The 26,308-nt window shown below is 59.2% G+C and carries 20 protein-coding genes and 1 pseudogene; 8 read left to right on the top strand and 13 right to left on the bottom strand.

Annotated features, from left to right (window positions below; genetic code table 11):
* Positions 1-115: 115 nt before the first annotated feature.
* From AC07NR_RS05900 to AC07NR_RS05875, 6 genes are all read right to left on the bottom strand, one after another.
* Positions 116-1,585 (bottom strand): efflux transporter outer membrane subunit, encoded by a 1,470-nt coding sequence (locus tag AC07NR_RS05900; protein ID WP_495078046.1) that lies wholly within the window; start codon positions 1,583-1,585, stop codon positions 116-118.
* Positions 1,582-4,689: an efflux RND transporter permease subunit gene (locus AC07NR_RS05895; protein ID WP_495078045.1), complete on the bottom strand. Its 3,108-nt coding sequence runs from the start codon at positions 4,687-4,689 to the stop codon at positions 1,582-1,584. The genes AC07NR_RS05900 and AC07NR_RS05895 overlap by 4 nt, the downstream gene beginning before the upstream one ends.
* Positions 4,686-7,790 carry an MdtB/MuxB family multidrug efflux RND transporter permease subunit gene (locus tag AC07NR_RS05890; RefSeq protein ID WP_085708229.1) on the bottom strand — a complete coding sequence of 1,035 codons (3,105 nt, stop codon included), beginning with the start codon at positions 7,788-7,790 and terminating at the stop codon, positions 4,686-4,688. The genes AC07NR_RS05895 and AC07NR_RS05890 overlap by 4 nt, the downstream gene beginning before the upstream one ends.
* Positions 7,787-9,094 (bottom strand): MdtA/MuxA family multidrug efflux RND transporter periplasmic adaptor subunit, encoded by a 1,308-nt coding sequence (locus AC07NR_RS05885; RefSeq protein ID WP_495078044.1) that lies wholly within the window; start codon positions 9,092-9,094, stop codon positions 7,787-7,789. The genes AC07NR_RS05890 and AC07NR_RS05885 overlap by 4 nt, the downstream gene beginning before the upstream one ends.
* A 175-nt stretch (positions 9,095-9,269) precedes the next feature.
* Entirely contained in the window at positions 9,270-9,770 is a 501-nt protein-coding gene (tpx, locus tag AC07NR_RS05880; protein ID WP_085731150.1) for a thiol peroxidase, read from the bottom strand.
* 132 nt (positions 9,771-9,902) lie between these two features.
* Positions 9,903-10,346: an SRPBCC family protein gene (locus AC07NR_RS05875; RefSeq protein WP_248739543.1), complete on the bottom strand. Its 444-nt coding sequence runs from the start codon at positions 10,344-10,346 to the stop codon at positions 9,903-9,905.
* A 132-nt stretch (positions 10,347-10,478) separates the two neighbouring features.
* On the opposite strand from AC07NR_RS05875, the gene AC07NR_RS05870 reads away from it, so the two are divergent.
* Entirely contained in the window at positions 10,479-10,904 is a 426-nt protein-coding gene (locus AC07NR_RS05870) for a YciI family protein (protein WP_085708233.1), read from the top strand.
* A 60-nt stretch (positions 10,905-10,964) separates the two neighbouring features.
* On the opposite strand, the gene AC07NR_RS05865 is transcribed toward AC07NR_RS05870, so the two are convergent.
* The 4 genes from AC07NR_RS05865 to AC07NR_RS05850 form a co-directional block, all read right to left on the bottom strand.
* Complete coding sequence (locus AC07NR_RS05865) at positions 10,965-11,636, bottom strand: DUF3313 domain-containing protein (protein ID WP_248739542.1); 672 nt, start codon at positions 11,634-11,636, stop codon at positions 10,965-10,967.
* 141 nt (positions 11,637-11,777) lie between these two features.
* On the bottom strand, positions 11,778-12,752 hold the full coding sequence (locus AC07NR_RS05860) for a hypothetical protein (protein WP_248739541.1): 975 nt from the start codon (positions 12,750-12,752) through the stop codon (positions 11,778-11,780).
* A 129-nt stretch (positions 12,753-12,881) separates the two neighbouring features.
* On the bottom strand, positions 12,882-13,361 hold the full coding sequence (locus AC07NR_RS05855) for a DUF934 domain-containing protein (protein WP_119426233.1): 480 nt from the start codon (positions 13,359-13,361) through the stop codon (positions 12,882-12,884).
* Entirely contained in the window at positions 13,358-15,031 is a 1,674-nt protein-coding gene (locus AC07NR_RS05850) for a nitrite/sulfite reductase (RefSeq protein WP_495078043.1), read from the bottom strand. Before AC07NR_RS05850 ends, AC07NR_RS05855 begins: the two co-directional genes overlap by 4 nt.
* Before the next feature lie 318 nt (positions 15,032-15,349).
* On the opposite strand from AC07NR_RS05850, the gene ccoN reads away from it, so the two are divergent.
* Together ccoN and AC07NR_RS05840 are read left to right on the top strand one after the other, a co-directional pair.
* On the top strand, positions 15,350-16,777 hold the full coding sequence (ccoN, locus tag AC07NR_RS05845; protein ID WP_305833086.1) for a cytochrome-c oxidase, cbb3-type subunit I: 1,428 nt from the start codon (positions 15,350-15,352) through the stop codon (positions 16,775-16,777).
* A 15-nt stretch (positions 16,778-16,792) separates the two neighbouring features.
* Positions 16,793-17,014, top strand: a complete 222-nt coding sequence (locus AC07NR_RS05840; protein WP_096821818.1) for a CcoQ/FixQ family Cbb3-type cytochrome c oxidase assembly chaperone — start codon at positions 16,793-16,795, stop codon at positions 17,012-17,014.
* A gap of 47 nt (positions 17,015-17,061) precedes the next feature.
* On the opposite strand, the gene AC07NR_RS05835 is transcribed toward AC07NR_RS05840, so the two are convergent.
* Positions 17,062-17,553 (bottom strand): hypothetical protein, encoded by a 492-nt coding sequence (locus AC07NR_RS05835; protein WP_423205599.1) that lies wholly within the window; start codon positions 17,551-17,553, stop codon positions 17,062-17,064.
* Between the two features lie 115 nt (positions 17,554-17,668).
* Positions 17,669-18,178, bottom strand: coding sequence for a GNAT family N-acetyltransferase (locus AC07NR_RS05830; RefSeq protein ID WP_495078042.1), 510 nt, complete (start codon positions 18,176-18,178; stop codon positions 17,669-17,671).
* Between the two features lie 389 nt (positions 18,179-18,567).
* Between AC07NR_RS05830 and AC07NR_RS05825 the strand changes: the two genes are divergently transcribed.
* The 4 genes from AC07NR_RS05825 to AC07NR_RS05810 all read left to right on the top strand — a co-directional run bounded on the left by AC07NR_RS05825 (position 18,568) and on the right by AC07NR_RS05810 (position 25,089).
* Positions 18,568-18,939 (top strand): DUF6124 family protein, encoded by a 372-nt coding sequence (locus tag AC07NR_RS05825; RefSeq protein ID WP_305833089.1) that lies wholly within the window; start codon positions 18,568-18,570, stop codon positions 18,937-18,939.
* Between the two features lie 173 nt (positions 18,940-19,112).
* Positions 19,113-21,431, top strand: coding sequence for a YncE family protein (locus tag AC07NR_RS05820; protein ID WP_495078041.1), 2,319 nt, complete (start codon positions 19,113-19,115; stop codon positions 21,429-21,431).
* A gap of 548 nt (positions 21,432-21,979) precedes the next feature.
* Positions 21,980-22,351: a DUF6124 family protein gene (locus AC07NR_RS05815; RefSeq protein WP_495078040.1), complete on the top strand. Its 372-nt coding sequence runs from the start codon at positions 21,980-21,982 to the stop codon at positions 22,349-22,351.
* Between the two features lie 170 nt (positions 22,352-22,521).
* Positions 22,522-25,089: an Ig-like domain-containing protein gene (locus tag AC07NR_RS05810; RefSeq protein ID WP_495078039.1), complete on the top strand. Its 2,568-nt coding sequence runs from the start codon at positions 22,522-22,524 to the stop codon at positions 25,087-25,089.
* A 99-nt stretch (positions 25,090-25,188) separates the two neighbouring features.
* Here AC07NR_RS05810 and AC07NR_RS05805 read toward each other — a convergent pair.
* Positions 25,189-25,420: pseudogene (locus AC07NR_RS05805) on the bottom strand (LysR family transcriptional regulator); the annotation flags it as partial.
* Positions 25,421-25,836: 416 nt separating this feature from the next.
* Between AC07NR_RS05805 and AC07NR_RS05800 the strand changes: the two are divergent.
* Positions 25,837-26,208, top strand: coding sequence for a DUF6124 family protein (locus AC07NR_RS05800; protein WP_495078038.1), 372 nt, complete (start codon positions 25,837-25,839; stop codon positions 26,206-26,208).
* Positions 26,209-26,308: the final 100 nt, after the last annotated feature.

Raw genomic sequence — 26,308 nt, 5'->3', positions numbered from 1 at the left:
ACAAAGTAATCAAATGGCCATCAAGCCGATGAAACGCTTGTTTGATCGTTCGACAAGGCTCTAGACCGGCAGTCACGGCACTGATCATTCCCACGCTTTACGTGGGAATTCAGCGTCAGGGATTCTGGCTGGTTTCCAGTTGCCCGTCCCAGCCACCACCCAACGCCGCGATCAATTGCACGCTGGCAATCAGTCGACTTTGCAGGATGTTGAGCACGGTGCGCTCGTTGCTCAGCGCCGTGGCCTGCACCACCACTACGTCGATATAGGCAATCAGCCCGGCCTTGTACTGATTCTGGGTCAGACGCAGAGAATCCCGCGCCGCATCCAGCGCTTCCTGGCGCACCGCCGCCTCGTCCTCGTACACCTTCAACTGCACCAGGTAGTTTTCAACTTCACGGAAGCCGTCGAGCACGGTCTGCCGGTATTTGGCCACGGTCTCGTCGTACTTCGCCTCGGTGCGATCGACTTCCGCCGAGCGACGGCCACCGTCGAACAGCGGCAGGCTCATTTTCGGCCCGACCGACCAGAAACGGTTCGGCAGACTGATCAGATCCCGCGAAGTACTGCTGCTGTAGCCGCCGCTCATGCTCAGGCTGAAATCCGGGTAATACGCCGCTTTGGCAACACCGATATTGGCGTTCGCTGCGATGACCGAGCGTTCCGCCGAGGCGATGTCCGGGCGACGTTCCAGCAGTTGCGACGGCAGGCTCAACGGAATCTGCGGCAGCTTCGGGATGTCCTGGGTTTCAGCAATCTTGAACTGTGCCGGCGGCTCGCCGGTGAGCACCGCGATGGCGTTTTCGAACTGCGCCCGTTGCCAGATCAGGTCCACCAGATCGCCCTGGGTGGATTTGAGCTGCGTCTGTGCCTGCGCCACCGCATCGCGTCCGGAAATCCCGGCGTTGTACTGGTTCTGGGTCATTTTCAGCGAACGCTCGTAGGCCTCCACCGTCGACTCGAGCAAACGCTTCTGCTGATCGATCACGCGCAATTGCAGGTAGTTCTGCACCAGTTCCGACTGCTGGCTCAGGCGCATCGCCGCCAGATCGGCGAAGCTGGCCTGGGCACTGGCTTCATTGGCCTCCAGTCCACGACGCAGCTTGCCCCAGACATCGGCTTCCCAGCTCACGCCCAACTGGGCGTTGTAGGTGTCACGAATACCGCTGGAAGAACTGCTCAGGCTCGAACTGCTGCTGCCGGTACCCTGGCTGGAGCGGGTCTTGCCCAGGCTCAGGTCGAGCGTCGGGTAAAACGCTCCACGGGCATCGCGCACCAAAGCCTGAGCCTGACGGTACTGCGCCTCGGACTGGGCGACGGTCTGGTTGGAACTGTTGAGTTTCTCGATCAACTCGTTGAGCTGACGGTCGCCGTACAGTTCCCACCAGGCGCCACGGGCCAGAGAGTCGGCCGGACTGGCCTGACGCCAGCCTTCGGCCTCTTTGTACTGAGCGACTTCGGCGGTCTGCGGGCGCTGGTAGTCCGGGCCGACGGCGCACGCACTGAGCATCGCCACACACAGCGACAGGCTCAGCAGACGCGAGCCGCGAATACTGGCCAGTTGGATAAGCGAACGGTCATTCATAGCGGAGTTTCCAGTGCGGCATCGGTACGTACGCCACGCCATTTGTTGAAGCGATGGCGGGCCTTGTCGAGATAGAGGTAAACCACAGGTGTGGTGTAAAGGGTCAGGATCTGGCTGAAGATCAGCCCGCCGATGATGGTCAGGCCCAGCGGCTGACGCATTTCGGCGCCTTCGGCCCGGCTCAGCAACAACGGCAAGGCGCCGAGGATCGCTGCCAGCGTGGTCATCAGGATCGGCCGCAGACGCTGCAGGCAGGCACTGCGGATCGACTCCAGCGGCGCCATGCCCTGATGACGCTCCAGTTGCAGCGCCAGGTCGATCATCAGGATTGCGTTCTTCTTCACCACACCGATCAGCAGGAACAGCCCGAGCAGCGAAATCAGGCTGAATTCGCCGCCCAGCACATAGATCGACAGCAACGCGCCGACCCCGGCCGACGGCAGTGTCGACAGAATCGTCAGCGGGTGAATGTAACTTTCATACAGCACGCCCAGCACCAGATACACCGCCAGCAGCGCGCCGAGGATCATGAACGGCTGGCTCTTCTGGGTGGCCGCGAAGGCATCGGCGGTGCCGGCCATTTTCGCAATCACGTCTTCCGGCAGGCCGACCTTGGCAATCGCCCGCTCGATGGCCGCACTGCCCTTCTCTACCGTCACGCCCTCGGCCATGTCGAAGGAGATGCTTTCGGAGGCGAACTGGCCTTCGTGACTGACCCGGTCGTCTTCCAGGCTGCTTTCGTAGTGAGCGATGGTCGACAGCGGAATCCGCGCACCATCGGCCGTGATCACCTGCACCTGATTGAGGGTGACCGGGTCCTGGGCGTATTTCGGATTGACCTCCATCACCACCTGGTACTGGTTGAGGCTGTCGTAGATCGTGGAAATCTGCCGCTGGCTGTAGGCGTTGTTCAGGACGGCGGTGACCATGTTCATGTCCACGCCCAGGCGCTTGGCCTGATCGCGGTCGACGATCAGCGTCACCTGCTGCGCACCGCGTCCTTCACGGGCGTCGATGGCGGTCAGTTCCGGCAAGGCGCGCAACGCGGTGACCACTTTCGGGTACCACTCGCGCAAGGCCCCAAGATCACCGCTCTGCAGAATGTAGGTGTACTGCGAGGTGGTCTGCTCACGACCACCGCCGAATTGCAGGTCCTGGTCGGCCATCAGCATCAATTGCGCGCCAGGTACCTTGGGCATTTCCTTGCGCAGACGCTCGATGACTTTCTGCGCCGAGATATTGCGCTCCTTGATCGGTTTCAGGCGCACCAGCATGAAGGCGTTGTTGGTGCCGTTGTTGCCACCGATAAACCCGGCGACACTCTCGACCGCTTCGTCCTTGAGCACCGCGCGGCGGAAGGTCTCCATTTTCGGCTGCATCACGCTGAACGACAGACCGTCGTCGCCGCGCACGAAACCGATCAACTGGCCGGTGTCCTGTTGCGGCAGGAACGTCTTCGGCACCACCACGTACAGCGCGACGTTCACGCCGACCGTGATGATCAGGCTCAACAGCGTCAGGCGCCGGTGACGCAACACCCAGTCGAGGCTGGTGGCGTACTTGCCGACCATCCAGTCGTTGGTGCGGCGGCTCCAGCGTTGCAGACGGTTTTCCTGGCCCGGCGTGTGCGGCTTGAGCCAACGGGCGCAGAGCATTGGCGTCAGGGTCAGGGAAACCACCAGCGACACCACGATGGCAGCGGCCAGGGTGATGGAAAATTCGCGGAACAGGCTCTCGATGATCCCGCCCATGAACAGGATCGACAGGAACACCGCCACCAGCGACACGTTCATCGACAGCAAGGTGAACCCGACTTCCTTGGCCCCCAGATACGCGGCCTTCATCGGTTTGACGCCTTCGTCGATGTGCCGGGAAATGTTCTCCAGCACCACGATGGCGTCGTCCACCACCAGCCCGGTGGCGAGAATCAGCGCCATCAGCGACAGGTTGTTCAGCGAGAAGCCGTAGAGGTACATCACCGCAAAGGTGCCGACCAGCGACACCGGCACAGCCAGGGTCGGGATCAGCGAAGCACGGAAATTACCGAGGAACAGGAACACCACCAGGATCACCAGCGCCACGGCGATCAGCAGGGTCATCTCCGCTTCGTGCAGCGTGGCCTTGATCACCGGCGAACGGTCCATCGCCAGATTCAGCTTCACACTGGCCGGCAACACAGCCTGCAATGCCGGCAACTGCGCCTTGATCTCGTTGACCGTCTCGATGATGTTGGCGCCGGCCTGGCGGTTGATCACCAGCAGCACCGCTGCGTCATCGTTGAAGAAACCACTGTTGTAGCGGTCTTCCACGCCGTCGGTGACCTTGGCCACGTCCTTCAGACGCAGGGCTGCACCGCCGTTGTAATGGATGATCAGCGATTCGTAGTCCTTGGCTTTCTCCAGCTGGTCGTTGGCCTGGATCTGCCACAGGCGCTGGTCATCCTCGACCGAGCCTTTCGGCCGGCGCACGTTGGCGCCGGCAATGGTCTTGCGCACATCGTCCAGCGCCACGCCGTACTGGTTCAGCGCCTGGGGTTCGAGTTCGATGCGCACCGCCGGCAGGGAGCTGCCGCCGATCTGCACTTCACCCACGCCCTGCACCTGGGACAGGCTCTGGGACAGGATGGTCGAGGCCAAATCGTAGAGCTGGCCTTTTTCCAGCACATCCGAGGTCAGCGACAGCACCATGATCGGCGCCTGCGACGGGTTGACCTTCTTGTAGGTCGGCATGCTGCGCATCCCGCTCGGCAACAGATTGCGCGAAGCATTGATCGCCGCCTGCACTTCCCGCGCCGCGCCGTTGATGTCGCGGTCGAGGTCGAATTGCAGAATGACCCGGGTCGAGCCCTGGCTGGAGCGGCTGCTCATGGTGTTGACGCCGGCGATGGCGCCGAACGAGCGCTCCAGCGGAGTGGCCACGGTGGACGCCATGACCTCCGGGCTCGCGCCGGGCAGGCTCGCCTGCACCACGATCACCGGGAAGTCCATTTGCGGCAGTGGCGACACCGGCAGCAGACCGAAGCTCACACCGCCCAGCAGCATGATCGCCAGGCTCAGGAGCATGGTCGCCACCGGGCGCTTGATGAAAGGACCGGACAGGTTCATGGCTGTTCTACCGGCTCCACGGCCGAAGGCGCACGGCCCCAGCGCCGACCGAGGCGGTCGAAGTACAGGTAGATCACCGGCGTGGTGAACAGCGTCAGGATCTGGCTCAGCAGCAATCCGCCGACCATCACCAGACCCAGCGGCTGACGCAATTCAGCACCGGAACCGGTGGCCAGCATCAGCGGCACCGCGCCGAACAGCGCCGCCAGCGTGGTCATCAGGATCGGGCGGAAGCGCAGCAGCGCCGCCTGATAGATCGCCTGCTCCGGCGCCATGCCTTGGTTGCGCTCGGCGTCGAGGGCGAAGTCGATCATCATGATCGCGTTCTTCTTGACGATACCGATCAGCAGAATGATGCCGATGATCGCGATCATGCCCAGGTCATTGCCGCTGAGCAGCAGCGCCAGCAAGGCGCCGACCGCCGCCGACGGCAGGGTCGAGAGAATGGTGATCGGATGGATGTAGCTCTCGTAGAGCACGCCGAGCACGATGTACATGGTCACCACCGCCGCCAGGATCAGCAGCAAGGTGCTCGACAGCGAGGCCTGAAACGCTTCGGCCGCACCCTGGAACTGGGTCTGCACGCCGATCGGCATGCCGATGTCCTTCTGCACCTGCTCGATGATGTCCACCGCATGTCCCAGCGCCACGCCGTGGGCCAGGTTGAAGGACATCATCACCGCCGGGAACTGGCCGATGTGAGTGATCGCCAGTTGCGCCTGACGCTCTTCGACATGGGCCAGGCTCGACAACCGCACCTGACCGCCATCGGTGGTCTTGACGTGAATCTGATCCAGCGCCTGCGGGCCAATCTTCTCCCCGGCCTGAGCCTGCAACACCACGCGGTACTGGCTGGCCTGGGTGTAAATGGTCGAGATCTGCCGCTGGCCGAAAGCGTCGTACAGCGCATCGGTGATGTTCGCCACCGACACGCCGAGGCGTGAAGCCGCATCGCGGTCGATCACCAGGAACACCTGCAGGCCCTTGTCCTGCAAATCGCTGGCGACGTCGGTCAGTTCAGGACGCTGGGCCAGCGCCTCGACCAGACGTCCACTCCACAGGCTGAGCAGTTCGGCGTCCGGCGATGACATGCTGAACTGGTACTGAGTGCGGCTGACACGGTCTTCGATGGTCAGGTCCTGCACCGGCTGCATGAACAGACGGATGCCCACCAGTTTGTCCAGTTGCGGTTGCAGGCGGGTGATCACCTCGGCGGCCGTCAGATCACGCTGACCGTGAGGCTTGAGGTTGATCAGCAGGCGACCGCTGTTAAGCGTGGCGTTGTCGCCGTCGACGCCGATGTAGGACGACAGGCTTTCCACCGCCGGGTCTTCGAGAATCACCTTGGCCAACGCCTGTTGACGCTCGCCCATGGCGGCAAAGGAAATCGACTGCGGCGCTTCGGAAATGCCCTGGATCACCCCGGTGTCCTGTACCGGGAAGAAGCCCTTGGGCACCACCATATAAAGGAACACGGTCAGCGCCAGGGTACCGATGGCCACCAGCAGGGTCAGCGGCTGGTGCTTGAGCACCCACTGCAACTTGCGCCCGTAGGCGGCGATCATCCAGTCGATGAACGCGCCACTGGCCCGGTAGAAACGGCCCTGTTCATGTTCTTCTGGCTCACGTTTGAGCAGACGCGCGCACATCATCGGCGTCAGGGTCAGCGAGACCACCAGGGAAATCAGGATCGCCACCGCCAGGGTGATGGCGAATTCGCGGAACAGCCGCCCTACTACGTCGGCCATGAATAGCAGCGGAATCAGTACCGCAATCAGCGAGAGGGTCAGGGAAATCAGGGTGAAGCCGATCTGCTTCGCGCCCTTGAGCGCAGCCTGCATAGGGCTGTCGCCTTCTTCGATGAAGCGGGCGATGTTCTCCAGCATCACGATCGCATCGTCGACCACGAAACCGGTGGCGATGGTCAGGGCCATCAATGTCAGGTTGTTCACCGAAAACCCGGCGAGGTACATCACACCGAACGTACCGATCAGCGACAGCGGAACCGCCACCGACGGAATGATGGTCGCACTGGCCCGACGCAGGAACAGGAACGTCACCATCACTACCAGGGCAATGGCGATCAGCAGCTCATGCTGCACGTCAGTGACTGAGGCGCGGATGGTCTGGGTGCGGTCGGTCAGCACGGTCACTTCGAGGCCGGCCGGCAGGTTATCGGTGATGCTCGGCAGCAGTGCCTTGATCCGGTCAACCACCTCGATCACGTTGGCGCCCGGCTGACGCTGGATGTTCAGCAATACCGCCTGGTTCTGGTTGGCCCACGCCGCCAGACGCTCGTTCTCCGCGCCATCGACGATCTGCGCGACATCCTTGAGCCGCAGCGGCGCGCCGTTCTTGTAGGCCAGGATGAGGTTGGCGTAGTCCTTGGGCGAAGTCAGCTGGTCGTTGGCGTCGAGCATCGACACCCGCGTCGGGCCGTCGAAGTTGCCCTTGGGTTGGTTGACGTTGGACGCACCGATCAGCGTGCGTACATCCGACAGGTTCAGGCCGTTGGCCGCCAGTGCCTCCGGGTTGACCTTGATCCGCACCGCCTGACGCTGACCGCCGGCGATGCTGACCATGCCGACACCGCTGATCTGGGCGATCTTCTGCGCCATGCGCGTATCGACCAGATCGTTGAGCTTGGGCAGCAGCATGGTTTTGGAGGTGATCGCCAGGGTCAGCACCGGGGTGTCCGCCGGGTTGACCTTGTTATACACCGGCGGCGCCGGCAAATCGGTCGGCAGCAGGTTGGTCGCGGCGTTGATCGCGGCCTGCACTTGCTGCTCGGCGACGTCCATGTTGATGTCGAGACTGAAACGCAGGGTCAGCACCGAGGCCCCGCCGGAACTGGTCGAAGCCATTTGCGTCAGGCCCGGCATCTGCCCGAACTGGCGTTCGAGCGGCGCGGTGACGGCGCTGGTCATTACGTCCGGACTGGCGCCCGGGTACAAGGTCATGACGCGGATGGTCGGGTAATCCACCTGCGGCAAGGCCGAAACCGGCAGCAGGCGATAGGCAATCAGGCCGGCCAGCACGATGGCCAGCATGCTCAGCGTGGTGGCGACCGGGCGGAGGATGAACAGACGCGAAATGTTCATGCGCCCTTCTTGGCCTTGTCGGTGACGGCAGCGTCAGGTGCGCTGGCGGCGGACTTGCCTTGCAGGTGCCCGGTCGGCGTGGTCGGTACATCCTGACTGTCGTTGACCACTTCCACTTCACTGCCTTCCTTCAAGCGGTCGGTGCCTTCCAGCACCACGCGGTCGCCGGCGGTCAGGCCTTCGGTGATCACGGTGTTCTGCCCGTCGCTGGCGCCGATCTTCAACTGGCGGATGGTGACTTTCTTGTCGCCGTCCAGCGCGTAGACGAAGGTGCCGTTGGTGCCGAACTGGATGGCGGCCGACGGAGCCAGTACCACGCCCTTGAGGGTGTCGGCCAGCAAGTGGACGTTTACGAACTGATTGGGGAACAGCGACTGATCGCGGTTTTCGTAGCGCGCCTTGAATTTCAGGGTGCCGGTGGTCACGTCGATCTGGTTGTCGAGGCTTTGCAGCACGCCAGTGGCTTGAATTTTCGTGTCACCACGGTCCCAGGCTTCGGCGGGCAGTTTGGCGCCGCTGTGGTAGCGGGCCAGTACGGTTTCCAGGGTGTTTTCCGGCAGCGTGAAGACCACGCTGATCGGCTGGGTCTGGGTGATGACCGCGAGGAACGTGGTGTCGTTCGCGGCCACCAGGTTGCCGACGTCGAGCTGACGCAGACCGACGCGACCGGCAATCGGTGCGCGGATCTTGGTGAATTCGAGATTGAGCTTGGCGTCGTTGACCGCCGCCTGATTGGTCTTCACGGTGCCGAGGAACTGGCCGACCTGTGCTTCGGCGGTGTCCAGGGTCTGCTTGGCGATGCTGTCCTCTTTATACAGGCCACGATAGCGCTCGACATCGACCTGGGCGTTTTTCAGCTGTGCCTGGTTCTGCAGCAAGGTGCCTTCAGCCTGAAGCAAGGCGTTCTGGTACGGGCGCGGGTCGATCTCCGCCAGCAGGTCGCCGGCCTTGACCATCTGCCCTTCTTCGAAATAGATCTTCACCAGCTCGCCGCCGACCCGGCTGCGCACATTGATGGTGTTCAGCGCCGTCACGGTGCCGAGCGCCTTGTAGTACAGCGGGAAGTCACCGGTCACCGCCGGCGCCACGCGTACCGGAATCGGCCCTGCCGCGCCACCGAAGCCCGGACGCATCATCCCCGAGCGACCGGCGTGACCCGTCGCGGCTTTCTCGCCACCCTCTTTGTGGGTCGATCCGGCGGGCCAGAATTTCCAGCACAGGCCGGCGATGACCAGCAGGACAAGCAGGCTCAGCAGCCAGCGACGGGAGTTTCGGGAAGACGATTGCATGGAGTGATTAACCATTGGGCGCGTGGGCTTCTTTTACGGGAGGCTGAACGATAAGCACTGGTGGGGGTAAAGCAAAGCAGCTTTACCGGCAATTTACCTTCAACTTACGTTTCAAGGTGTGAGCCAAAACACTGATACACAAATGAAAACGGCCTGGACAGGGCCAGGCCGTTAACAATTGTAAAAGCGCTTATTTCAATACGGCGAGCGCCGCGTCGTAGTTCGGCTCTTCAGCGATTTCCTTGACCAGTTCGCTGTGCAGCACGTTGTCGTTTTCGTCCAGAACAACCACCGCACGGGCAGTCAGGCCTTTCAGCGGGCCGTCAGCGATGGCCACGCCGTAGTTCTGGATGAATTCGGCGCCACGCAGGGTCGACAGGTTCTGTACGTTTTCCAGACCTTCGGCGCCGCAGAAGCGGGCCTGGGCGAATGGCAGGTCAGCCGAGATGCACAGCACCACGGTGTTGGCCAGTTCGTTGGCCTGAGCGTTGAACTTGCGCACGGAAGTGGCGCAGGTCGGAGTGTCGACGCTTGGGAAGATGTTCAGCACTTTGCGCTTGCCGGCGAAGTCTTTCAGGGTGACGTCGGACAGATTGCCGGCTACCAGGGAAAAGGCTGGCGCCTTGGAACCGGCTTGTGGCAGTTGGCCGTTGACTTGAACCGGGTTGCCTTTGAGAGTGACTTGAGCCATGAACGGAGTCCTTCTTAACGTTGTTGGGAAAGCATGCAAGAGGCGGAAGTTAACCACGAAATTGTCCGACGACCTATGCCTGAACCGAAATTGTCATGTGCCATCGCTCAAGATTGGATACAACCCTGAGCGCTAACCGAGCAATTGCAGCATGTTGCGATGCCGGGCCTCGAAGATGCGGCGCATGTAACCGTTCACCAGCAGTCCTTCGCTGAACGCCCCGCCAATCGCCGAATACGTCACGCGGTCGGTGTACAGCGTACCGCCCTCGCCCGCTGCCACCCGATGTTCATGACGAAAGGCACGCAAAGGCCCCTTGAGCATTTCATCGACAAAATGCGTGTCGCCGACTTCGCGGATCGTCACCGTCCAGTTCGACGGAATCAGGTTGAACATCCAGTGCCGGAAACGAAATTGCCGGCCCTCCTCGATGCGCAGGTTGTTCAGGTCGATATCTCCCAGCGGCGTAACGCGCTCCGGGAAGATCTTCGGGAAGTTGATGCCCTCCAGACAGAAATCGAGCACTTCTTCCGGGGTGCGATCGGGGATCAGGGTGGTGAGTTCCAGGGTAGGCATGGCGGACACATTCCGTATGAAGGCGATGCTTGTTAAAACGCGGTTCTGCATCTTTTCTTTAACGAGCTGTCGATTCAAGCCCTGGCCGTTCGACAAAGCAGTGAATCCCCCCATTTCTCACGGAGAAACACCATGCGCTTCATGATCATTGTCAAAGCCAGCCAGGATTCCGAAGCCGGCGTGATGCCCAGCGAACAGTTGCTGACCGACATGGGCAACTACAACGAAGAACTGTCCAAGGCCGGCATCCTGGTGTCCGCCGATGGCCTGCACCCGAGCAGCAAAGGCGCCCGGGTACGTTTCAGCGGCGAAAAACGCAGCGTGATCGACGGCCCGTTTGCCGAAACCAAGGAGCTGATCGCCGGTTACTGGATCTGGGACGTGAAGTCGAAGGAAGAAGCCATCGAGTGGGTCAAGCGCTGCCCTAATCCAATGCCGGGCACCGAAGCCGAGATCGAGATTCGCCAGATATTCTGCCCCGAAGATTTTGGCGCCGAGTTCACCCCGGAACTGCGCGAGCAGGAAGAACGGATTCGCGAGCAGGCGAAAAAGCACTGACAGCCCCGCTCTCGCAAACCGGCCTCCACGACTCACGCCGTGGAGGCCATCAGGTCCACCTTATTTTGACTTCATTTTCAGATAAGACTGGTGCATGTCCGACGCCCAGCCATCGATCACGGCTTTCACGTCATCGGCCTTCATGACCTGAGAATCGTTTTCCAGAGGTTTACCGGTGCCCTTGCGCACGACCTGCGCCACAACCTTGTTGTTGCCGCCATCGAGGAACACCGCTTCGGTGGCCAGGGTGGTTTCCTGATCGCGACTGCCGCTGGCGGTCGTGACCGCTGCCGCCACCAGGGCAATCGGGATCACTTCATAGGCATGCAGACCTTCGGTCTTGCTGCTGACGGCGGTGATGGCCGCGCGCACGACGATCACGCCCGGGCCTGGCCCGCTGGCCAACGGCAGGGATTTGCCCACTTCACGCTTGAGCGCCTGATCATAGTAAGCCGTGATGCCGTTGAGGGTCTGTTGCGGGATTTTTACCGTTGGCTGGGGCTTGGGATACAGCTGAGTCGGTTCGATGTAGACGCTGGTGAACTTGTTGATATCGAGTTTGGGATCGACCCAGCGCATCACCTCGGCACCGGACGGTGACTTGGCCTCCTTGAGTTGGCTGTAGTCCTTGAGGAAGCCTGAATACTCATCCGGAGCGACGGTCTTGCTGGAGCAACCCACCACGCCAAGCGTGGCAATGCACAGGGTGCTCATCATTAGGGCTAGCTTCATGCTGTAACTCCTGTCAGAAGGCCTGATTTATTGCATCGGGGAGTTACAGGTATAGCTAAAACCACAGGCTTTGCGCTTGCCGGACGGGAAATGAATCCCGCCCCCGGACTGAAGCACGATAGAACCCGATTCAGATCAGATTCACCAGGTCGACGTCTCTCCGCTGCGCAACGCCATCTCCCGCCGACTGTGAAGCCGCATCGCCTTGATCAGCGACACCGTGCCCACCAGCAACAACGCAGCGCCAAACAGGAAGTCGATGTTGTACAGCTGGAAATCCTGCACCGGCCCCACCAGCACCGTGCGCACCACGCCGATGCCCACTAGTGTGGCGAGGAAATCGATGCCCGGCTCGTCACGGTAGAACACCAGCAGCAACGGCAGGCACAGCACCAGCAACATCAACAGCACCACAACCTTGAACGCGCCTTTGCGCTCGACGCTGAACGCGCACTCGTGGTGGCCGTAGGCTTTGTAGTCCTCATCGCGGACCATCACGTTTTTCTCGTTGATGTAGTCGGCGCGGTTGTACTTCTGTATCGGCGTGAAGGTGTTGGACATCTCCATCAGCGTGGTGATGTTCTTGAAGCGCAGGTCGACGCGCTCGTTGCCCTTGACGTAGTACAGCACCGGTTTGTAGCCGTAGCGATAGGTGTCGAAAGGAAACTCGGTGACCCGGCCCTGAACGCCGATCGGGCGCGACTCGAGCTGGGCGAAGGCGCTTTTGTCGGTCGAGGCGAGGTTGCGGCTCAGAGGCAGAATCTTCACTTGCTCAAGGAAGATCGGCGTAACGCCGTAGGACCACTGCAACGGTTCCAGGCGCAGACGCAGTTCGTTGCGGCCCAGGTCATAGCGGTTGAAGGTGCGCTCGGAGACCACCACTGCACCGCTGAGCATGAACTCGCCGCGCAGGTTGTTGGTGATGCGCAAGGTCAGTTGATCCTTGCCCAGCAGCGCCGCATCCGAGGACGGCGGTGTGCCGCACCACGCGGTGCTTTCGCCGACACCGCCGAGCTGACCGCCACGGTTCTCGTTGAATACGTAGATGTAACCGGCCCACAGCGTCAGCATCAAAAGCAACGCGGTGAGGCCCAGAATCTTTTTGCCCGGACCCACTGATCAGACTCCCTTCTTCGTTCCGTCGTCCAGCCGAAAACCCGCTGGCGACGGGGACTCTACCAAAAGGCCAGCATCGACCCAAGGAAAAATCCCCGATTCATCAGGGTTCTAAGGGTTTCCCCTGCATCACCTGCGCCGAAACAACGGTCGCGGCTCGATCACCGAGCGCCCGTACAACACACTCATCCCCGCCAGCCCCTTGAGCGCATCCTCGGCGGATTTGTCCTCGCGCACGGCGAAGCTGTCGAAGCCGCACTGGCGCATGTGGCTGAGCTGGTCGCGCAGCACATCGCCAATCGCACGTAACTCGCCTTTCCAGCCGAAGCGGCTGCGCAGCAGATAGGCCTGGCTGTAGGCGCGGCCGTCGCGAAAGCTCGGGAAGTCGAGGGCGATCAGCGGCAGCGAGGTCAGCCATGGCAGCAGGCTTTCGACGCTATCGTCCGGGCCCAGCCAGACTGCGTGAGTCGAGGGCGATTCGAGCCAGTGGGCCAGCGGCAGAATCAGCATCCCGGAACCGGACGCTGTTTCAGGTGAACGGATCAGCGTCCACGGATCATCGAGCACGATCCGTGCCCCGCTCTCTTCCATCCGCAGCAGATTGTTCATGCCGACACCTCCAGCGCTTTCGGGTAGACCCGTTCCTTGAACGGCTCCAGGCCGATGCGTGCCACGGTATCGACGAACAGCTCTTCCGCCTCGCGGTAACGGACGAAGGTGCCGATGATCCGCTCGATCACCTGCGGCACCTCGGCGGCGCTGAACGACGGGCCGATGACTTTGCCCAGCGCACTGTTCTTGCCCTGTGCCCCGCCGAGGGTGATCTGGTACCACTCGCTGCCGTTTTTATCGACGCCGAGGATCCCGATGTTGCCGATGTGGTGATGGCCGCAGGCGTTCATGCAGCCGGAGATGTTCAGGCTGATGTCGCCCAGATCATGCAGGTAATCGAGGTTGTCGAAACGCGCCTGAATCGCCTGGGCAATCGGAATCGACTTGGCGTTGGCCAGCGCACAGAAATCACCGCCGGGGCAGGCAATGATGTCGGTCAGCAGGCCGACGTTGGCGGCACCCAGCCCCTGCTCTTTCGCCAGTTGCCACAATGCGTAAAGCTCGGACTTGGGCACGTCCGGCAGGACGATGTTCTGCTCGTGGGCGATACGGATTTCGCCGAAGCCGAAGCGCTCGGACCAGTCGGCCACCGCCAGCATCTGCAAACCGGTGACATCCCCCGGTGCGGCCGCAACGCCCGGTTTGGTCGACAGCACCGCGCTGGTGTAGCCCGGAACCTTGTGCGGCTGCACGTTGCGCGCAACCCAACGGGCGAACGCCGGGTTGTCGGCCAGGTGCGTGCCGAAATCCAGATCGGTGCCGGCCAGTGCGCGGTAGCTCGGCGGCACAAAGGCGTTGGCGACCCGCAGGTATTCATCCTCGGTCAGTTGCGCCGGGCCATCCTTGAGGTGTTGCCATTCATCTTCGACTTCCTTGGCGAACGCCTCGATACCCAGCGCCTTGACCAGAATCTTGATCCGCGCCTTGTACTTGTTGTCGCGCCGGCCGTGGCGGTTGTAGACCCGCAGCACCGCCTCGACGTAGGACAGCAAATGCTGCCACGGCAAGCCGTCGCGAATCTGCAAACCAAGGATCGGCGTGCGCCCCAGACCACCGCCAACGATCACCCGCAGCTGCATCTGTCCGTCGCGACCGGGGTAAAGGTAGAGGCCGATGTCATGCATCATGATCGCCGCGCGGTCCTGTTTCGCCGAGCAGATGGCGATCTTGAACTTGCGCGGCAGGAACAGGAATTCCGGGTTGATCGTCGACCATTGCCGCAGGATCTCCGCCAGCGGACGCGGGTCGATCAACTCGTCCGCCGCCACCCCGGCGAAGGCTTCGGTGGTGATGTTGCGCACGCAGTTGCCCGAGGTCTGGATCGCATGCATGTTGACCTGCGCCAGGCGTTCGAGAATGTCCGGCACTTCGTGCAGCTCGATCCAGTTGAACTGCATGTTCTGCCGCGTGGTGAAGTGGCCGTAGCCACGATCGTAGTCACTGGCAATGCTCGCCAGTGTGCGCATCTGTTCGGCGCTCAAGGTGCCGTAGGGAATCGCCACCCGCAGCATGTAGGCGTGCTTTTGCATATACAGACCGTTCTGCAGGCGCAGCGGCAGAAACTCTTCTTCGCTCAACTCCCCGGCCATGAAGCGCTCGACCTGATCGCGAAACTGCGCAACGCGCTCGAACACCAGCGCCCGGTCGTAATCGTCGTATTGATACATCGGCTACCTCATCAGCACTCAGCACAACTCCTGTGGGAACGAGGCATCTAGAGATTGCGCGATCTGGCGCAATCTCTAGATGCCTCGTTCCCACAGATTCCTGAAGGCACTATGACGTTGCAGCGCAGCCCGTTACAGATTCACCTGAACGCATAAAAACCGTATCAGGGCGCGGCAGATGGCCGCAGGCAGCGCTTCGATCTGATCCGCATAAATGAATAATTCCTGAGCCTGTATTTGTTTCTGGCGGTGTTTCTACAGTGCAGCTCGTGCCAGACCGGGTGGCCTGGCAAGACTTTGACCGTGGAAGAATTGACCATGAGCACAGCAACAATCGGACAGGCTTATAACTACAAGGTCGTCCGCCAATTCGTCATCGCGACTGTTTTCTGGGGTGTCGTGGGCATGGCGATGGGGGTATGGATCGCCTCGCAACTGGTATGGCCGGACATGAATCTGGACTTGCCGTGGACCACCTTCGGCCGCTTGCGACCGTTGCACACGAGCCTTGTGATTTTCGGTTTCGCCGGTAGCGCGCAATTCGCCGCCAGCTACTACGCGGTGCAGCGGACCTGCCAGGTGCGGCTGTACTCGGACAAACTCGCTGCCTTCACCTTCTGGGGCTGGCAATCGGTGATCGCGATCATGCTGGTCACCCTGCCGATGGGCTACACCACCACCAAGGAATATGCCGAGATCGAATTCTCCGGCGCGGTGTGGATGGCGGTGGTCTGGGTCGCGTACGCCATCGTGTTCTTCACCACGGTGGTGCAACGCAAGACCAAACATATCTACGTCGGCAACTGGTTCTTCGGCGCGTTCATCCTGGTGATCGCCATGCTGCACGTGGTCAATCACTTGTCGATCCCGGTGGACTGGTTCAAGTCCTATCCGGTGTATTCCGGCGCCACCGACGCCATGGTGCAGTGGTGGTACGGGCACAACGCAGTGGGTTTCTTCCTGACCACCGGGTTCCTCGGGATGATGTATTACTTCGTGCCGAAACAGGTCAATCGGCCGGTGTATTCGTACCGGTTGTCGATCGTGCACTTCTGGGCGCTGATCACTCTGTACATCTGGGCCGGCCCGCACCACTTGCACTACACCGCGCTACCGGACTGGGCGCAGTCATTGGGCATGGCGATGTCGCTGATCCTGCTGGCGCCAAGCTGGGGCGGGATGATCAACGGGATGATGACCCTGTCCGGCGCCTGGCATCAGTTGCGCACTGACCCGATCCTGCGCTTCCTAGTTCTGTCGCTGGCGTTCTACGGCATGTCGACCTTCGAAGGCCCGATGATGGCGATCAAGACCGTCAACGCCCTCTCCCACTACACCGACTGGACCATCGGCCACGTACACGCCGGCGCCCTCGGCTGGGTGGCGATGATCACCTTCGGCGCGACCTACCACATGGTGCCGAAGGTCTTCGGCCGTGAACGGATGCACAGCACGCCGCTGATCAACCTGCACTTCTGGCTGGCGACCATTGGCACCGTTTTGTACATCGCTTCGATGTGGGTCAACGGCATCACCCAGGGCCTGATGTGGCGGGCGATCAACGAGGACGGCACGCTGACCTACTCGTTCGTCGAAGCGCTGCAGGCCAGCCATCCGGGGTTCGTCGTGCGCTTTGCCGGCGGGGTGTTCTTCCTCACGGGCATGTTGCTGATGGCCTACAACGTATGGCGCACGGTGCGGGTGGCGGATGTTGCAATTGCCCACCGTGAAGCGCAGATCGCCTGAGGCAGGGAGCCGGTCATGTTCGATATTTTTTTGAATGTGTTGGGCGTGCTGTTTTTGTGGCTATCGGTGGAGTATTGCTTGCGCCACGAAACGGCTGAAAGCCTGGATGATGCGAGTCTGACGCCGTTTGCGGATGATCCGGAGGTGGCGCGGCGGGTTGAGCTGGCTACGGGCAAGACTGTGAAAGCGGTGGCGCCGGAGGTGGCGAAGCCGGGGTGGGTCAATCTCGAAATGTAACTGCACCCGATGATCGATCCCACACTGGGTGTGGGATCGATTTGGCCCTAGGTGCGATCGCGCGGAATCAGGCTTTGCAGTTGCAGAGCCAGAAAATTCGCATCAAACACAAACGTATCCGGATCCTTCAAACCATTGGTCTTGCGCCACTGCCAATCACCATTGGGCAGCCCCACCAGCGAAACACTCCCATAACGCGCCGCCGTCAGCCCCATCACCGCCAGCGAAATCTGCCCGCCACTGCCCATCACATCCGGCACAAACTCCACCGGTTTGCCGGCAATCACGATGCTCAGTTTTTCAGTCTTGAAGGTTGACGTCTCAACCGGAATGCTCGGCCCGAACGCCACATAAGCCTCCCGACCCACCTCCAGCAAACCCGGCGCCTGCACCGGCTCCAGCCATTGCTGGATCTGCCCGAACAACTCAGTGATCCGTGTGGCCCAGGTCGCTGACTGCGTCTCGAACAATTGCTTCTTGTGCGCTTCGCTGTCGGCATAGTGGCGAAGCATTTCGCCCAGTTGCTGTACGTCGTCCATTGCGGTGTTCCTTCAAGGAGCGGTGCTGCGGACTTCGAGCATGGCAGATGCCGAAGACGACCGTGCAAGTCATTTGCCTGCACGGTCGCCACTTCGGCCATGGACTGACAAAAGGTCAGCGCTTGCGCAGACGCGCCATGCTCAAGGTGTCGACCCATTGCCCGTCACGCACGGCGTAATCGCGAAACAGGCCCTCGGTTTCGAAGCCGAACTTGCGGTAGAGCCCGATGGCCGCCTCGTTGTCGGCGTACACCGAAAGCTCCACCCGGTGCAGGTTCATCCAGTTGTCGGCGATGTCCAGCGCAGCCGACAACAGCTTCGAACCGACACCCTTGCCCTGCCACGCCACCGCAACGGCCATGCCGACACTGCCGGCGTGGCTGCGACGAATGCGAGAAAAAGCCTCCAGCCCGAGATGCCCGATCACCACACCCTGATGCAGCGCCACCAGTTTCACCATCCGCTCGTTTTCCGGCATCAGTCGTTGACGCCAGATCTCGGCAGACTGAAACGGCATCTGCAACACCTGCCGGGTCACGGCCGGGTCGTTGTAAAGCGCGGTGACGCCTTCGACGTGGGATTCACTGAAGCGTTCGAGGTGAATGGCGGGGTTGTGCTCAGGCATGAAAGATCCCTCCTGGATCAGTGCGTGGCCGGCCACTGTAAACCGCTTCTTCACGGATTCGCCATGACTGTTTAAAGCCGTTGACCGAAACTTCCGGCAAGCCACAACGCCTTGCGCCATTGCCTACGCATCCGCCAGAATCCGCCGGCTTGTGTGCCTTGGGGGCCGGGTTCTATCGTGTGTCGGTCGCTGACGAATCAGCGATCGGGTTTAGCAGCTCGGTTAATTTTCAAGGCACGTTGGCTTCGCCATTTCTGTTTTATGGCGGCTTGCGTGGGGCACTTCGGTGCGCCGGGATCCTTGAGCCTGGTCTGCTAACCCGCGTACAGCCGCCACCCCATTCGTTTAGCAGCGGTGGATGACGGCTCCATTTCTCAAGGAGCTTCACAATGATCAAACCAACACCAAACCCGCCCGAAACCGACCCGACCTCGCCCTACGAAACCCTCGACTCCAAGAAATTCCACGAAGCCGCCGAACGCGCCCTCGACCACTACCTCAATCCGTTCCACCCCAGAAAGCCGCTGCTCACACCCAACATCCGCTACCTCATCGCCCCCGGCATCCCAAGCGAAGAACTATTGGCCGACGCTTGCGAAACCCTGACCTCCGCCAAAACCATGGCCAACGATTTCGCCGGGATGATCGATGCGCCGCAGCGGCATGTGCTGCTGGGCATCGGGCAACTGATCATGCTGGCGGAACTGGCGGTGAATCGGGTGCTGGATAATCTGGATGTGGCGGCTGAACCTCGGCCCTGAGTGCTGAAACTGAAACGGCCCCTTTACTGGGCCGTTTTTCTATCTGCGGGAAGTGTATGTACCAATTGATGACCGCCCGTCTTAAAACCAGCCTCACCTGTCAGATTTGACAGTAGCAGAAATGGATCGCATAGGGCTCTCATGGCACATCAATCACCAAGGAGTTGCGTGCCATGAACAAACCCGCATCCAGCGGCGGCCCCATCGTCGCCCTGGCACTGACACCGCCCTATATTCCAAGCCAGACCTACCCGATCATTCACCCGGTCGCCCAGGTTGGGCTCTCCCGGCTCAATTACTACGCGGACTCGAAGGGACTGCTGGTGTTGTTTGGGCCTTATCAGGGTCAGGTACGCAACGAGACCGGACGGATTTACCTCAATGGCTTGCCTGTGCCGACTCCGGCCCAGACCACCGTGGATACGACCTCACCGCTTGAGTTTCTCGTGCCATTGGGGTTGCTGTCAGACGGAATAAACATTCTGAAGGTCAGCCTCCAGCGCCAGTCGGGCAATGAGGATTCGTCAGAGCTGTCCGTGTTGCATTCCCTAGTTGACCCTGCCGGCAATGACACGGACCCGAACCCTGGCAATTCGTTGCTGAGCATTGATGTCACCCCGAAGAGTATCGGCCCGGCCGAGGCAGCAGCGGGCGTGATCGTGACAATGGATTATCCGGGCAAGCAACTGTATGACCTGTTGACCATCAACTATGGCGGTAAAACCCTCACCCATCAGCTCGTACCGACTGCGCAGGATCCCAACCCCGAAACCAAACCAGTGGTCTTGACCTTCAACACTGCCGATTTCGCCCATGCCCCCAACAACCCACAGTTCATATTCAAGTACAACGTCATCAGTCAGATAGACGACTTTTCCGGCACGTCATCGAACGGAGTATTCAACCCGCAGGAATTCTGGTCCAAGGACTGTGTGGTTAATGTGCATCTGGATTGGGTAGAACTGCACGAGGCGATCCTTCAGGAAATCCTCGGAGACAACGGTGACGATCCGGCCATTGTTGATCTGGGCAAGATGAATGGCGGGCCGTTGTGGGCGCTGATTCACTTGATCAATACGATTTGGCAGGTAGGGGATGAGTGCGATCTGACTTTCGAGGCTTTGGTAAACGGGGTCGTGACGGCTACACATCAAGTGAAGGTGCCAGTCAGTCAGGTACCGGGACAATTGTCAGTGGATATTCCCTACGCCAAGGTCATTCCCGACAGCACGGTGCGGGTGACATACACGCAGATCAGGGAAGGAAAGGTTATTGGAGTTTCCAAGGAGGCAAAAGCGCAAGTGATTGGTTCCGCGACAACCGACGTATTGGAGTTTATAGACGCTCCTTACAGTGTCGCCGATAAAGGACGAATTAAGGATTTCGAGGTGAGGTTGACTCGTAATGGGCAGCCCTTGACGAGTGCACCTATTTTGTTTACTCCGCCGCAAGGAGTGGTATATGCCGATGGTAGCAATGATGAGAGAAGTTTTACTACGGATCTGAACGGCATCATCACTCTCAGGGATATGAGAGCGTCGGGACTCCCGGGAGATTACCTCTTAAAAGCCACAAGTAGCACGGTGGTGCAAACAGCTGTTTTGACAATCAAGGCTCTGGGGCTTCTCGCTACAATCCCGGAAGGGGGTGGCACGTACCAAGGTTTGGCGCTCAGTCCGGATGATAGTCGAATATATGTGGCGACACTTAATGGCGTATCGGTGATTGACACTGCAAGTAATAGTGTAATCGGCAAAATCCCATTGAGTGATGTTGCCGCTCAGCTTGTTGTGACTGGAGACGGGAGCTTGATATTTGTTGCGGGCCATGCTGCCGGCACGGTATCAGTTTTAAGTTCAGCCACACAAGAAATTATTAACACCATCCCGATTGGAAGTTCTCTTATCGGTATTGCCTTGAATCCTGCGGGACCGTCAGTATATGTAACTGATCAACATAAAAATAACGTTTCCGAGATTGACATTGCCACACTAAAAGTCATAAAAACAATACCTGTTAGTAGAGCGCCGACAGGTATTTGCTTTAGCCCCGACGGAAGGCAGGCTGTGACAACCTGCGTTTTGGAAAAAGGGGCTGACATAATTGATGTGCAGACTGGGAAAGTTACGAGAAAAATTCTATTTGGGGGCTTTCCTTATGGTGTCGATGTTAGTCCGGATGGTCGATTCGCGTACGTAACCGATGCAACTTCCGGTAATTTAACGGTCATTGATCTGAAAAGCCATTTGGTGGTCAGGGTTGTTTATTCTGGGCATTACACCCACGGAGTCAAGCTGAGTCGGGATGGGACGCGAATTTATATCGCAAGTAGACTTGGCAGGAAGATCACAGTTCTTGACTCACAAAGTTTTCACGAGGTGACGGCTTGGAATCTGAGCAGCTACCCAGGTTTGCTTGCCATAAATCGCAAGGGTGATCGATTATATGCAAGTTGCGAATCACCGTACCAAACTGTAGTATTTTCGATATAGCCGTCATCTTAATTTCGAAGGCAAGATGGAGACGAACTTATTTACCGACCCAACCATGCGAACCCGCCCTCCCCTTTATCCGGGAGGGCGGGTTTTGTCGTTTCAACACCAGTAAACATCACCGTTAAATAGCGGTGAAAAAAAGGGGACGGAAAAAAAAGGGGACGCATTTATTTACCGGTCGTGGATCAGTGCGTGGCCGATCACTTTAATCTGCTTCACGGATTCGCCATGACTGTTTAAAGCCGTTGACCGAAATGTCCGGCAAGCCACAACGCCTTGCGCCATTGCCTACGCATCCGCCAGAATCCGCCGGCTTGTGCGCCTTGAGGACGGGCCCTATCGTTTCCGGGTCGCTGATGAATCAGCGATCGGGTCTCGCAGCCCGCGATCTCTAGACGCACAACATCCTCCAGTTTTATGGCGGCTGTACGTGGGAGACCCTCGGGTCTGCCGGTTCTAGAGTCCCGGTCTGCGACCCGCGTATAGCTGCCACCCCTTCGTATCGCAGCGAATCGTGGCGGCTCCATGACTCTGGAGATTCAATCATGATCAAACCAACGCCAAACCCGCCCGAAACCGACCCGACCTCGCCTTACGAAACCCTCGATTCGAAGAAATTCCACGAAGCCGCCGAACGCGCCCTCGACCACTACCTCAACCCGTTCCACCCCAGAAAGCCGCTGCTCAAACCCAACACCCGCTACCTCATCGCCCCCGGCATCCCAAGCGAAGAACTATTGGCCGACGCTTGCGAAACCCTGACCTCCGCCAAAACCATGGCCAGCGATTTCGCCGGGATGATCGATGCGCCGCAGCGGCATGTGCTGCTGGGCATTGCGCAACTCATCATGCTGGCGGAGCTGGCGGTGAATCGGGTGCTGGATAATCTGGATGTGGCGACTGAACCTCGGCCCTGAGTGATGAAACCAAAACGGCCCTGCATGGGCCGTTTTCGCGTCTGTAGGAAAATCGTTCTCCGACGACCATTCGTCTTGAAAAAGCGCTCACCTGTCAGATCTGACAGGTGACGCTTTCACGTATCCAGCGTTTGATAGCTCCTGCATCCCTACCTCGCCGGAGCATCGACATGGCTACGCCTACCTCACTGCAAAACACCATCCTGGTGCTGACTCCTCCTTTCGTGCAGGGCGCCACTGATCCAGTTATCGGCGCGCACATCGGTGTCCCGCTTGCCATTTACAATCTAGTGCCTGACGGCCTGGGCGCGAGAGTTCGAATCGATCCGCCACAGGCAGGCACGGTCGATCCGACTGATACCATCGTGCTGAAGCTCAAGGGTGAGGTGGCGCCACTGGACAGCAAGCCTGTCGGCAACCCGAACGCCCCGATTGAAATGCGTATTCCAGTGGGGCGACTGCACTCCGACCGGGTCAACGAGCTGTACTACGAAATTTTTCGCAACAGCCAGAACGTCGGCTCTTCCACGCCGATGCTGGAAGCGCTCTTCAACATGATCCGGCCTGGCTTGAAAGACGTCCGCCCCGATATCGTGGGCCATTCCGAACTCGGCATGACGCTGCCTGACGAGATCAAGAACGGCGTCGGGCCAGGGTTTGTCAGCGCACAGGTGTGCTTCACCTATCCCTATTGCCGGGCCTACGACACGATCACACTCAAGTGCAATGGGGAGATCGTCACTTTCAAAGTGGGCGCCAACGACGCACCGCAACCACCTGACCCCGGCTCGGCGGCACCGACCACCGTGTGTTTTATCGTGGATCGCGCATTCCTCGACAAGGCCATCAGGCCGAGCGGCAAGCTGGACTTTTCATTCACCGCGACTGACCAACTCCTCAATACACCCGACCCCGACGCCGTGTGGTCAGCCTCGCAAACCGTCGACGAGAACCTGGACGGCAAACGCTTCCAGGGGGTGATCTATCGTGAGCGCCCGAACGATCCTGGCGATGTGTCCGAGATCATCGACCTGGAGTTACTGGGCACCAATCGACTGCAAGTGATTGTGCTGACCAACGACCCGCGCCTGCTTGCGGGGGATGTCATCGATGGAACCTATACGGCAAGCGCTGAAGGTAAACTCGACGTCGTGGTGCCGTTGAAGGGAGTCGTGGAAGCAGACGAGTTCGGACAGAAAAAGGTCGTGATCCTGTGGGTAGACAATGACAAGGTGATCGCCGGCAGCACAGTGAAGAGCATGTATGCGGTGCTGCGCAATGGCACATCTATCGGCCAATCGGTAGCGGCCATGGCCCGAGTGGTGGGTGAAGGGTTACCGGATCTGCTGCCACCACGGTTTCAGAAATCGGTGGGTGGTGTTCTGGACCCGTTGGATCCCACTAACCTGAAAGGTGCAAACGGCCAGGTGGAAGTGCTCGGTTTCCGTTCAGGCGATGTCGTAAAACTGATTGGCTCTTGGGCTGGCTCACCGACATTCGATTTCAAACCATTGAATTCCGCAAGCCGGGCAAACTTTCCTTTGGACAGCGCATTTCTCGCGGCGAACATGGGTAAACAGTTCAATTTACGTTATGTACTGCAACGTAGTGGCAAGCTGTACGACTCGCAAGTACTCGACGCCTCAGTAAAGAGAATTGCGGATCACGATCCGAGACTGCCTGTGCCGACGATTGATAGGAACGACACATCTGACCTGGACGCTACAACACTGCTTCCGACCTCCGTACTTCAGTTGGCGGCGTGGGCACATCAAGTGTCGGGACAGAACGGATGGTTGCGCTATGAGGGGGTGGACAGCAAGGGTAATCCGGTCTTCCACGACGACCTGAATGGTGACGCCCTGGGCGCCGGACCGGAACTGGTCCGGCCTGTACCGTTGACCTGGTTGCAGGGGCTCAAGGATGGCAGTGTGTTGACCATCCTGTTCAGTTTGAACTATGACGGGGTGGCCAATGCAGGATTGGCGGTGAAGTTTCCGATTCGCAGTTATACCGTTCAGGCACAGCCAGCTCTCGTGGTGGCGTTTCTCAACGCGCCTTACACCGCGACGGCGGGTGAACAAGTGGCGGGGATTGAACTGCTTGTCACTCAGGCAGGGCTGCCCAGTGCAGGACAGACCGTCACCATCACCTTGCCGCCGGGGACGACGTTTGCCGGAGGGGCGGGAACCAAGGACTTCGTGACCGGCGTTGATGGGAAGATAACGGTTAATGGGGTGACGGCGGGGAGTGTGGAAGGGAATTATTCCATTACTGCTGTCAGTGGTGGTGTAGCGGCCAGTGCGGGCTTGAGCATTCGTGCGAATGAAGGAGAAGTCATCGAAGATACGGACTTCACTAACGGTACAAATGATTGGTTGGCTGGTGACGGAGTTCAGACATTAATGGAGGAAGACCAAGATCGATTCTTACGGTTCAATTCCACTATCGGAACCTATTCATTTATCGATAAGCAATTAAGATTAACCAAAGGAAAATACAAACTAATAATAACAGCGAGAAAGATTTATCACGATGCAAATTTAATCTACATATTTGCTACTGGAGGCAATTTTACATCGGCGCCGCTCGGCATGTTCTGGAGTGAAGTCACCAGAGAACTAACTTTAAACGCAGACAGCCTTGCACACGTTTGGGTAGGCCTTACCAACAGTTTAAAAAACAATACCTTGGGCGACATAACCTCTATAAAAATTATAAAACTAAAGACCAACTAACCTGACGCACTTAATTACAACAAAAGACTGAAAAGGGGACTGAAAAAGGACTGAAAAAGGGGACGGATTTATTAAATTAAGTCCGTCCTTTTGAGGCGGTTATTCAAACCACTCCTGTCGCTCATTGAACGTGCGCTGAATCAACTCGACCAACACCTGCACCTCCCCCGACACTCTTCGAGTCACTGTTCACCGCCAACCACGCCTGCAACCGCATCGCCTCCTCAAACAACCCCGGCAACGCCACCAACCCGCGATCAAACCGACTCATGTACATCGGCAACAAACCAATGCAAGCGCTGCACCGGATCATCTCCAGCATCAGCTCATAGAAAAAGGAAAAAGGGGACGAGGAAAAAGGGGACGCATTTATTTACCGGCCGTGGAGCAGTGCGTAGCCGATCACTTTAATCTGCTTCACGGATTCGCCATGACTGTTTAAAGCCGTTGACCGAAATGTCCGGCAAGCCACAACGCCTTGCGCCATTGTCTACGCATCCGCCAGAATTCGCCGGCTTGTGTGCCTTGAGGGCCGGCTCTATCGTTTTCGGGTCGCTGATGAATCAGTGATCGGGTCTCGCAGCCCGCGATCTCTAGACGCACAACATTCTCCAGTTTTATGGCGGCTGTACGTGGGAGACCCTCGGGTCTGCCGGTTCTAGAGTCCCGGTCTGCGACCCGCGTATAGCTGCCACCCCTTCGTATCGCAGCGAATCGTGGCGGCTCCATGACTCTGGAGATTCAATCATGATCAAACCAACGCCAAACCCACCCGAAACCGATCCGACCTCGCCCTACGAAACCCTCGACTCCAAGAAATTCCACGAAGCCGCCGAACGCGCCCTCGACCACTACCTCAACCCGTTCCACCCCAGAAAGCCGCTGCTCAAACCCAACACCCGCTACCTCATCGCCCCCGGCATCCCGAATGAAGAACTGCTGGCCGACGCTTGCGAAACCCTGACCTCCGCCAAAACCATGGCCAGCGATTTCGCCGGAATGATCGAGGCGCCGCAGCGGCATGTGCTGCTGGGCATCGGGCAACTGATCATGCTGGCAGAACTGGCGGTGAACCGGGTGCTGGATAATCTGGATGTGGCGACTGAACCTCGGACCTGAGTGCTGAAACTGAAACGGCCCCTTTGCGGGGCCGTTTTTGTGTCGGCAGGAAAACCGTTCACCGACGACCATTCGTCTTGAAATCAGGCTCACCTGTCAG

The organism is Pseudomonas sp. GW821-FHT09C09 (genome assembly GCF_059418105.1).
Note: the sequence above shows the minus strand (reverse complement) of the source record. Positions and strands in the feature narration are given on the sequence as shown.

Bases quoted from the DNA above. Each gene is read 5' to 3' on its own strand.
- AC07NR_RS05900 (WP_495078046.1), bottom strand. From the start codon at position 1,585: ATGAATGACCGTTCGCTTATCCAACTGGCCAGTATTCGCGGCTCGCGT.
- AC07NR_RS05895 (WP_495078045.1), bottom strand. From the start codon at position 4,689: ATGAACCTGTCCGGTCCTTTCATCAAGCGCCCGGTGGCGACCATGCTC.
- AC07NR_RS05890 (WP_085708229.1), bottom strand. From the start codon at position 7,790: ATGAACATTTCGCGTCTGTTCATCCTCCGCCCGGTCGCCACCACGCTG.
- AC07NR_RS05885 (WP_495078044.1), bottom strand. From the start codon at position 9,094: ATGGTTAATCACTCCATGCAATCGTCTTCCCGAAACTCCCGTCGCTGG.
- tpx (WP_085731150.1), bottom strand. From the start codon at position 9,770: ATGGCTCAAGTCACTCTCAAAGGCAACCCGGTTCAAGTCAACGGCCAA.
- AC07NR_RS05875 (WP_248739543.1), bottom strand. From the start codon at position 10,346: ATGCCTACCCTGGAACTCACCACCCTGATCCCCGATCGCACCCCGGAA.
- AC07NR_RS05870 (WP_085708233.1), top strand. From the start codon at position 10,479: ATGCGCTTCATGATCATTGTCAAAGCCAGCCAGGATTCCGAAGCCGGC.
- AC07NR_RS05865 (WP_248739542.1), bottom strand. From the start codon at position 11,636: ATGAAGCTAGCCCTAATGATGAGCACCCTGTGCATTGCCACGCTTGGC.
- AC07NR_RS05855 (WP_119426233.1), bottom strand. From the start codon at position 13,361: ATGAACAATCTGCTGCGGATGGAAGAGAGCGGGGCACGGATCGTGCTC.
- AC07NR_RS05850 (WP_495078043.1), bottom strand. From the start codon at position 15,031: ATGTATCAATACGACGATTACGACCGGGCGCTGGTGTTCGAGCGCGTT.
- ccoN (WP_305833086.1), top strand. From the start codon at position 15,350: ATGAGCACAGCAACAATCGGACAGGCTTATAACTACAAGGTCGTCCGC.
- AC07NR_RS05840 (WP_096821818.1), top strand. From the start codon at position 16,793: ATGTTCGATATTTTTTTGAATGTGTTGGGCGTGCTGTTTTTGTGGCTA.
- AC07NR_RS05835 (WP_423205599.1), bottom strand. From the start codon at position 17,553: ATGGACGACGTACAGCAACTGGGCGAAATGCTTCGCCACTATGCCGAC.
- AC07NR_RS05830 (WP_495078042.1), bottom strand. From the start codon at position 18,178: ATGCCTGAGCACAACCCCGCCATTCACCTCGAACGCTTCAGTGAATCC.
- AC07NR_RS05825 (WP_305833089.1), top strand. From the start codon at position 18,568: ATGATCAAACCAACACCAAACCCGCCCGAAACCGACCCGACCTCGCCC.
- AC07NR_RS05820 (WP_495078041.1), top strand. From the start codon at position 19,113: ATGAACAAACCCGCATCCAGCGGCGGCCCCATCGTCGCCCTGGCACTG.
- AC07NR_RS05815 (WP_495078040.1), top strand. From the start codon at position 21,980: ATGATCAAACCAACGCCAAACCCGCCCGAAACCGACCCGACCTCGCCT.
- AC07NR_RS05810 (WP_495078039.1), top strand. From the start codon at position 22,522: ATGGCTACGCCTACCTCACTGCAAAACACCATCCTGGTGCTGACTCCT.
- AC07NR_RS05800 (WP_495078038.1), top strand. From the start codon at position 25,837: ATGATCAAACCAACGCCAAACCCACCCGAAACCGATCCGACCTCGCCC.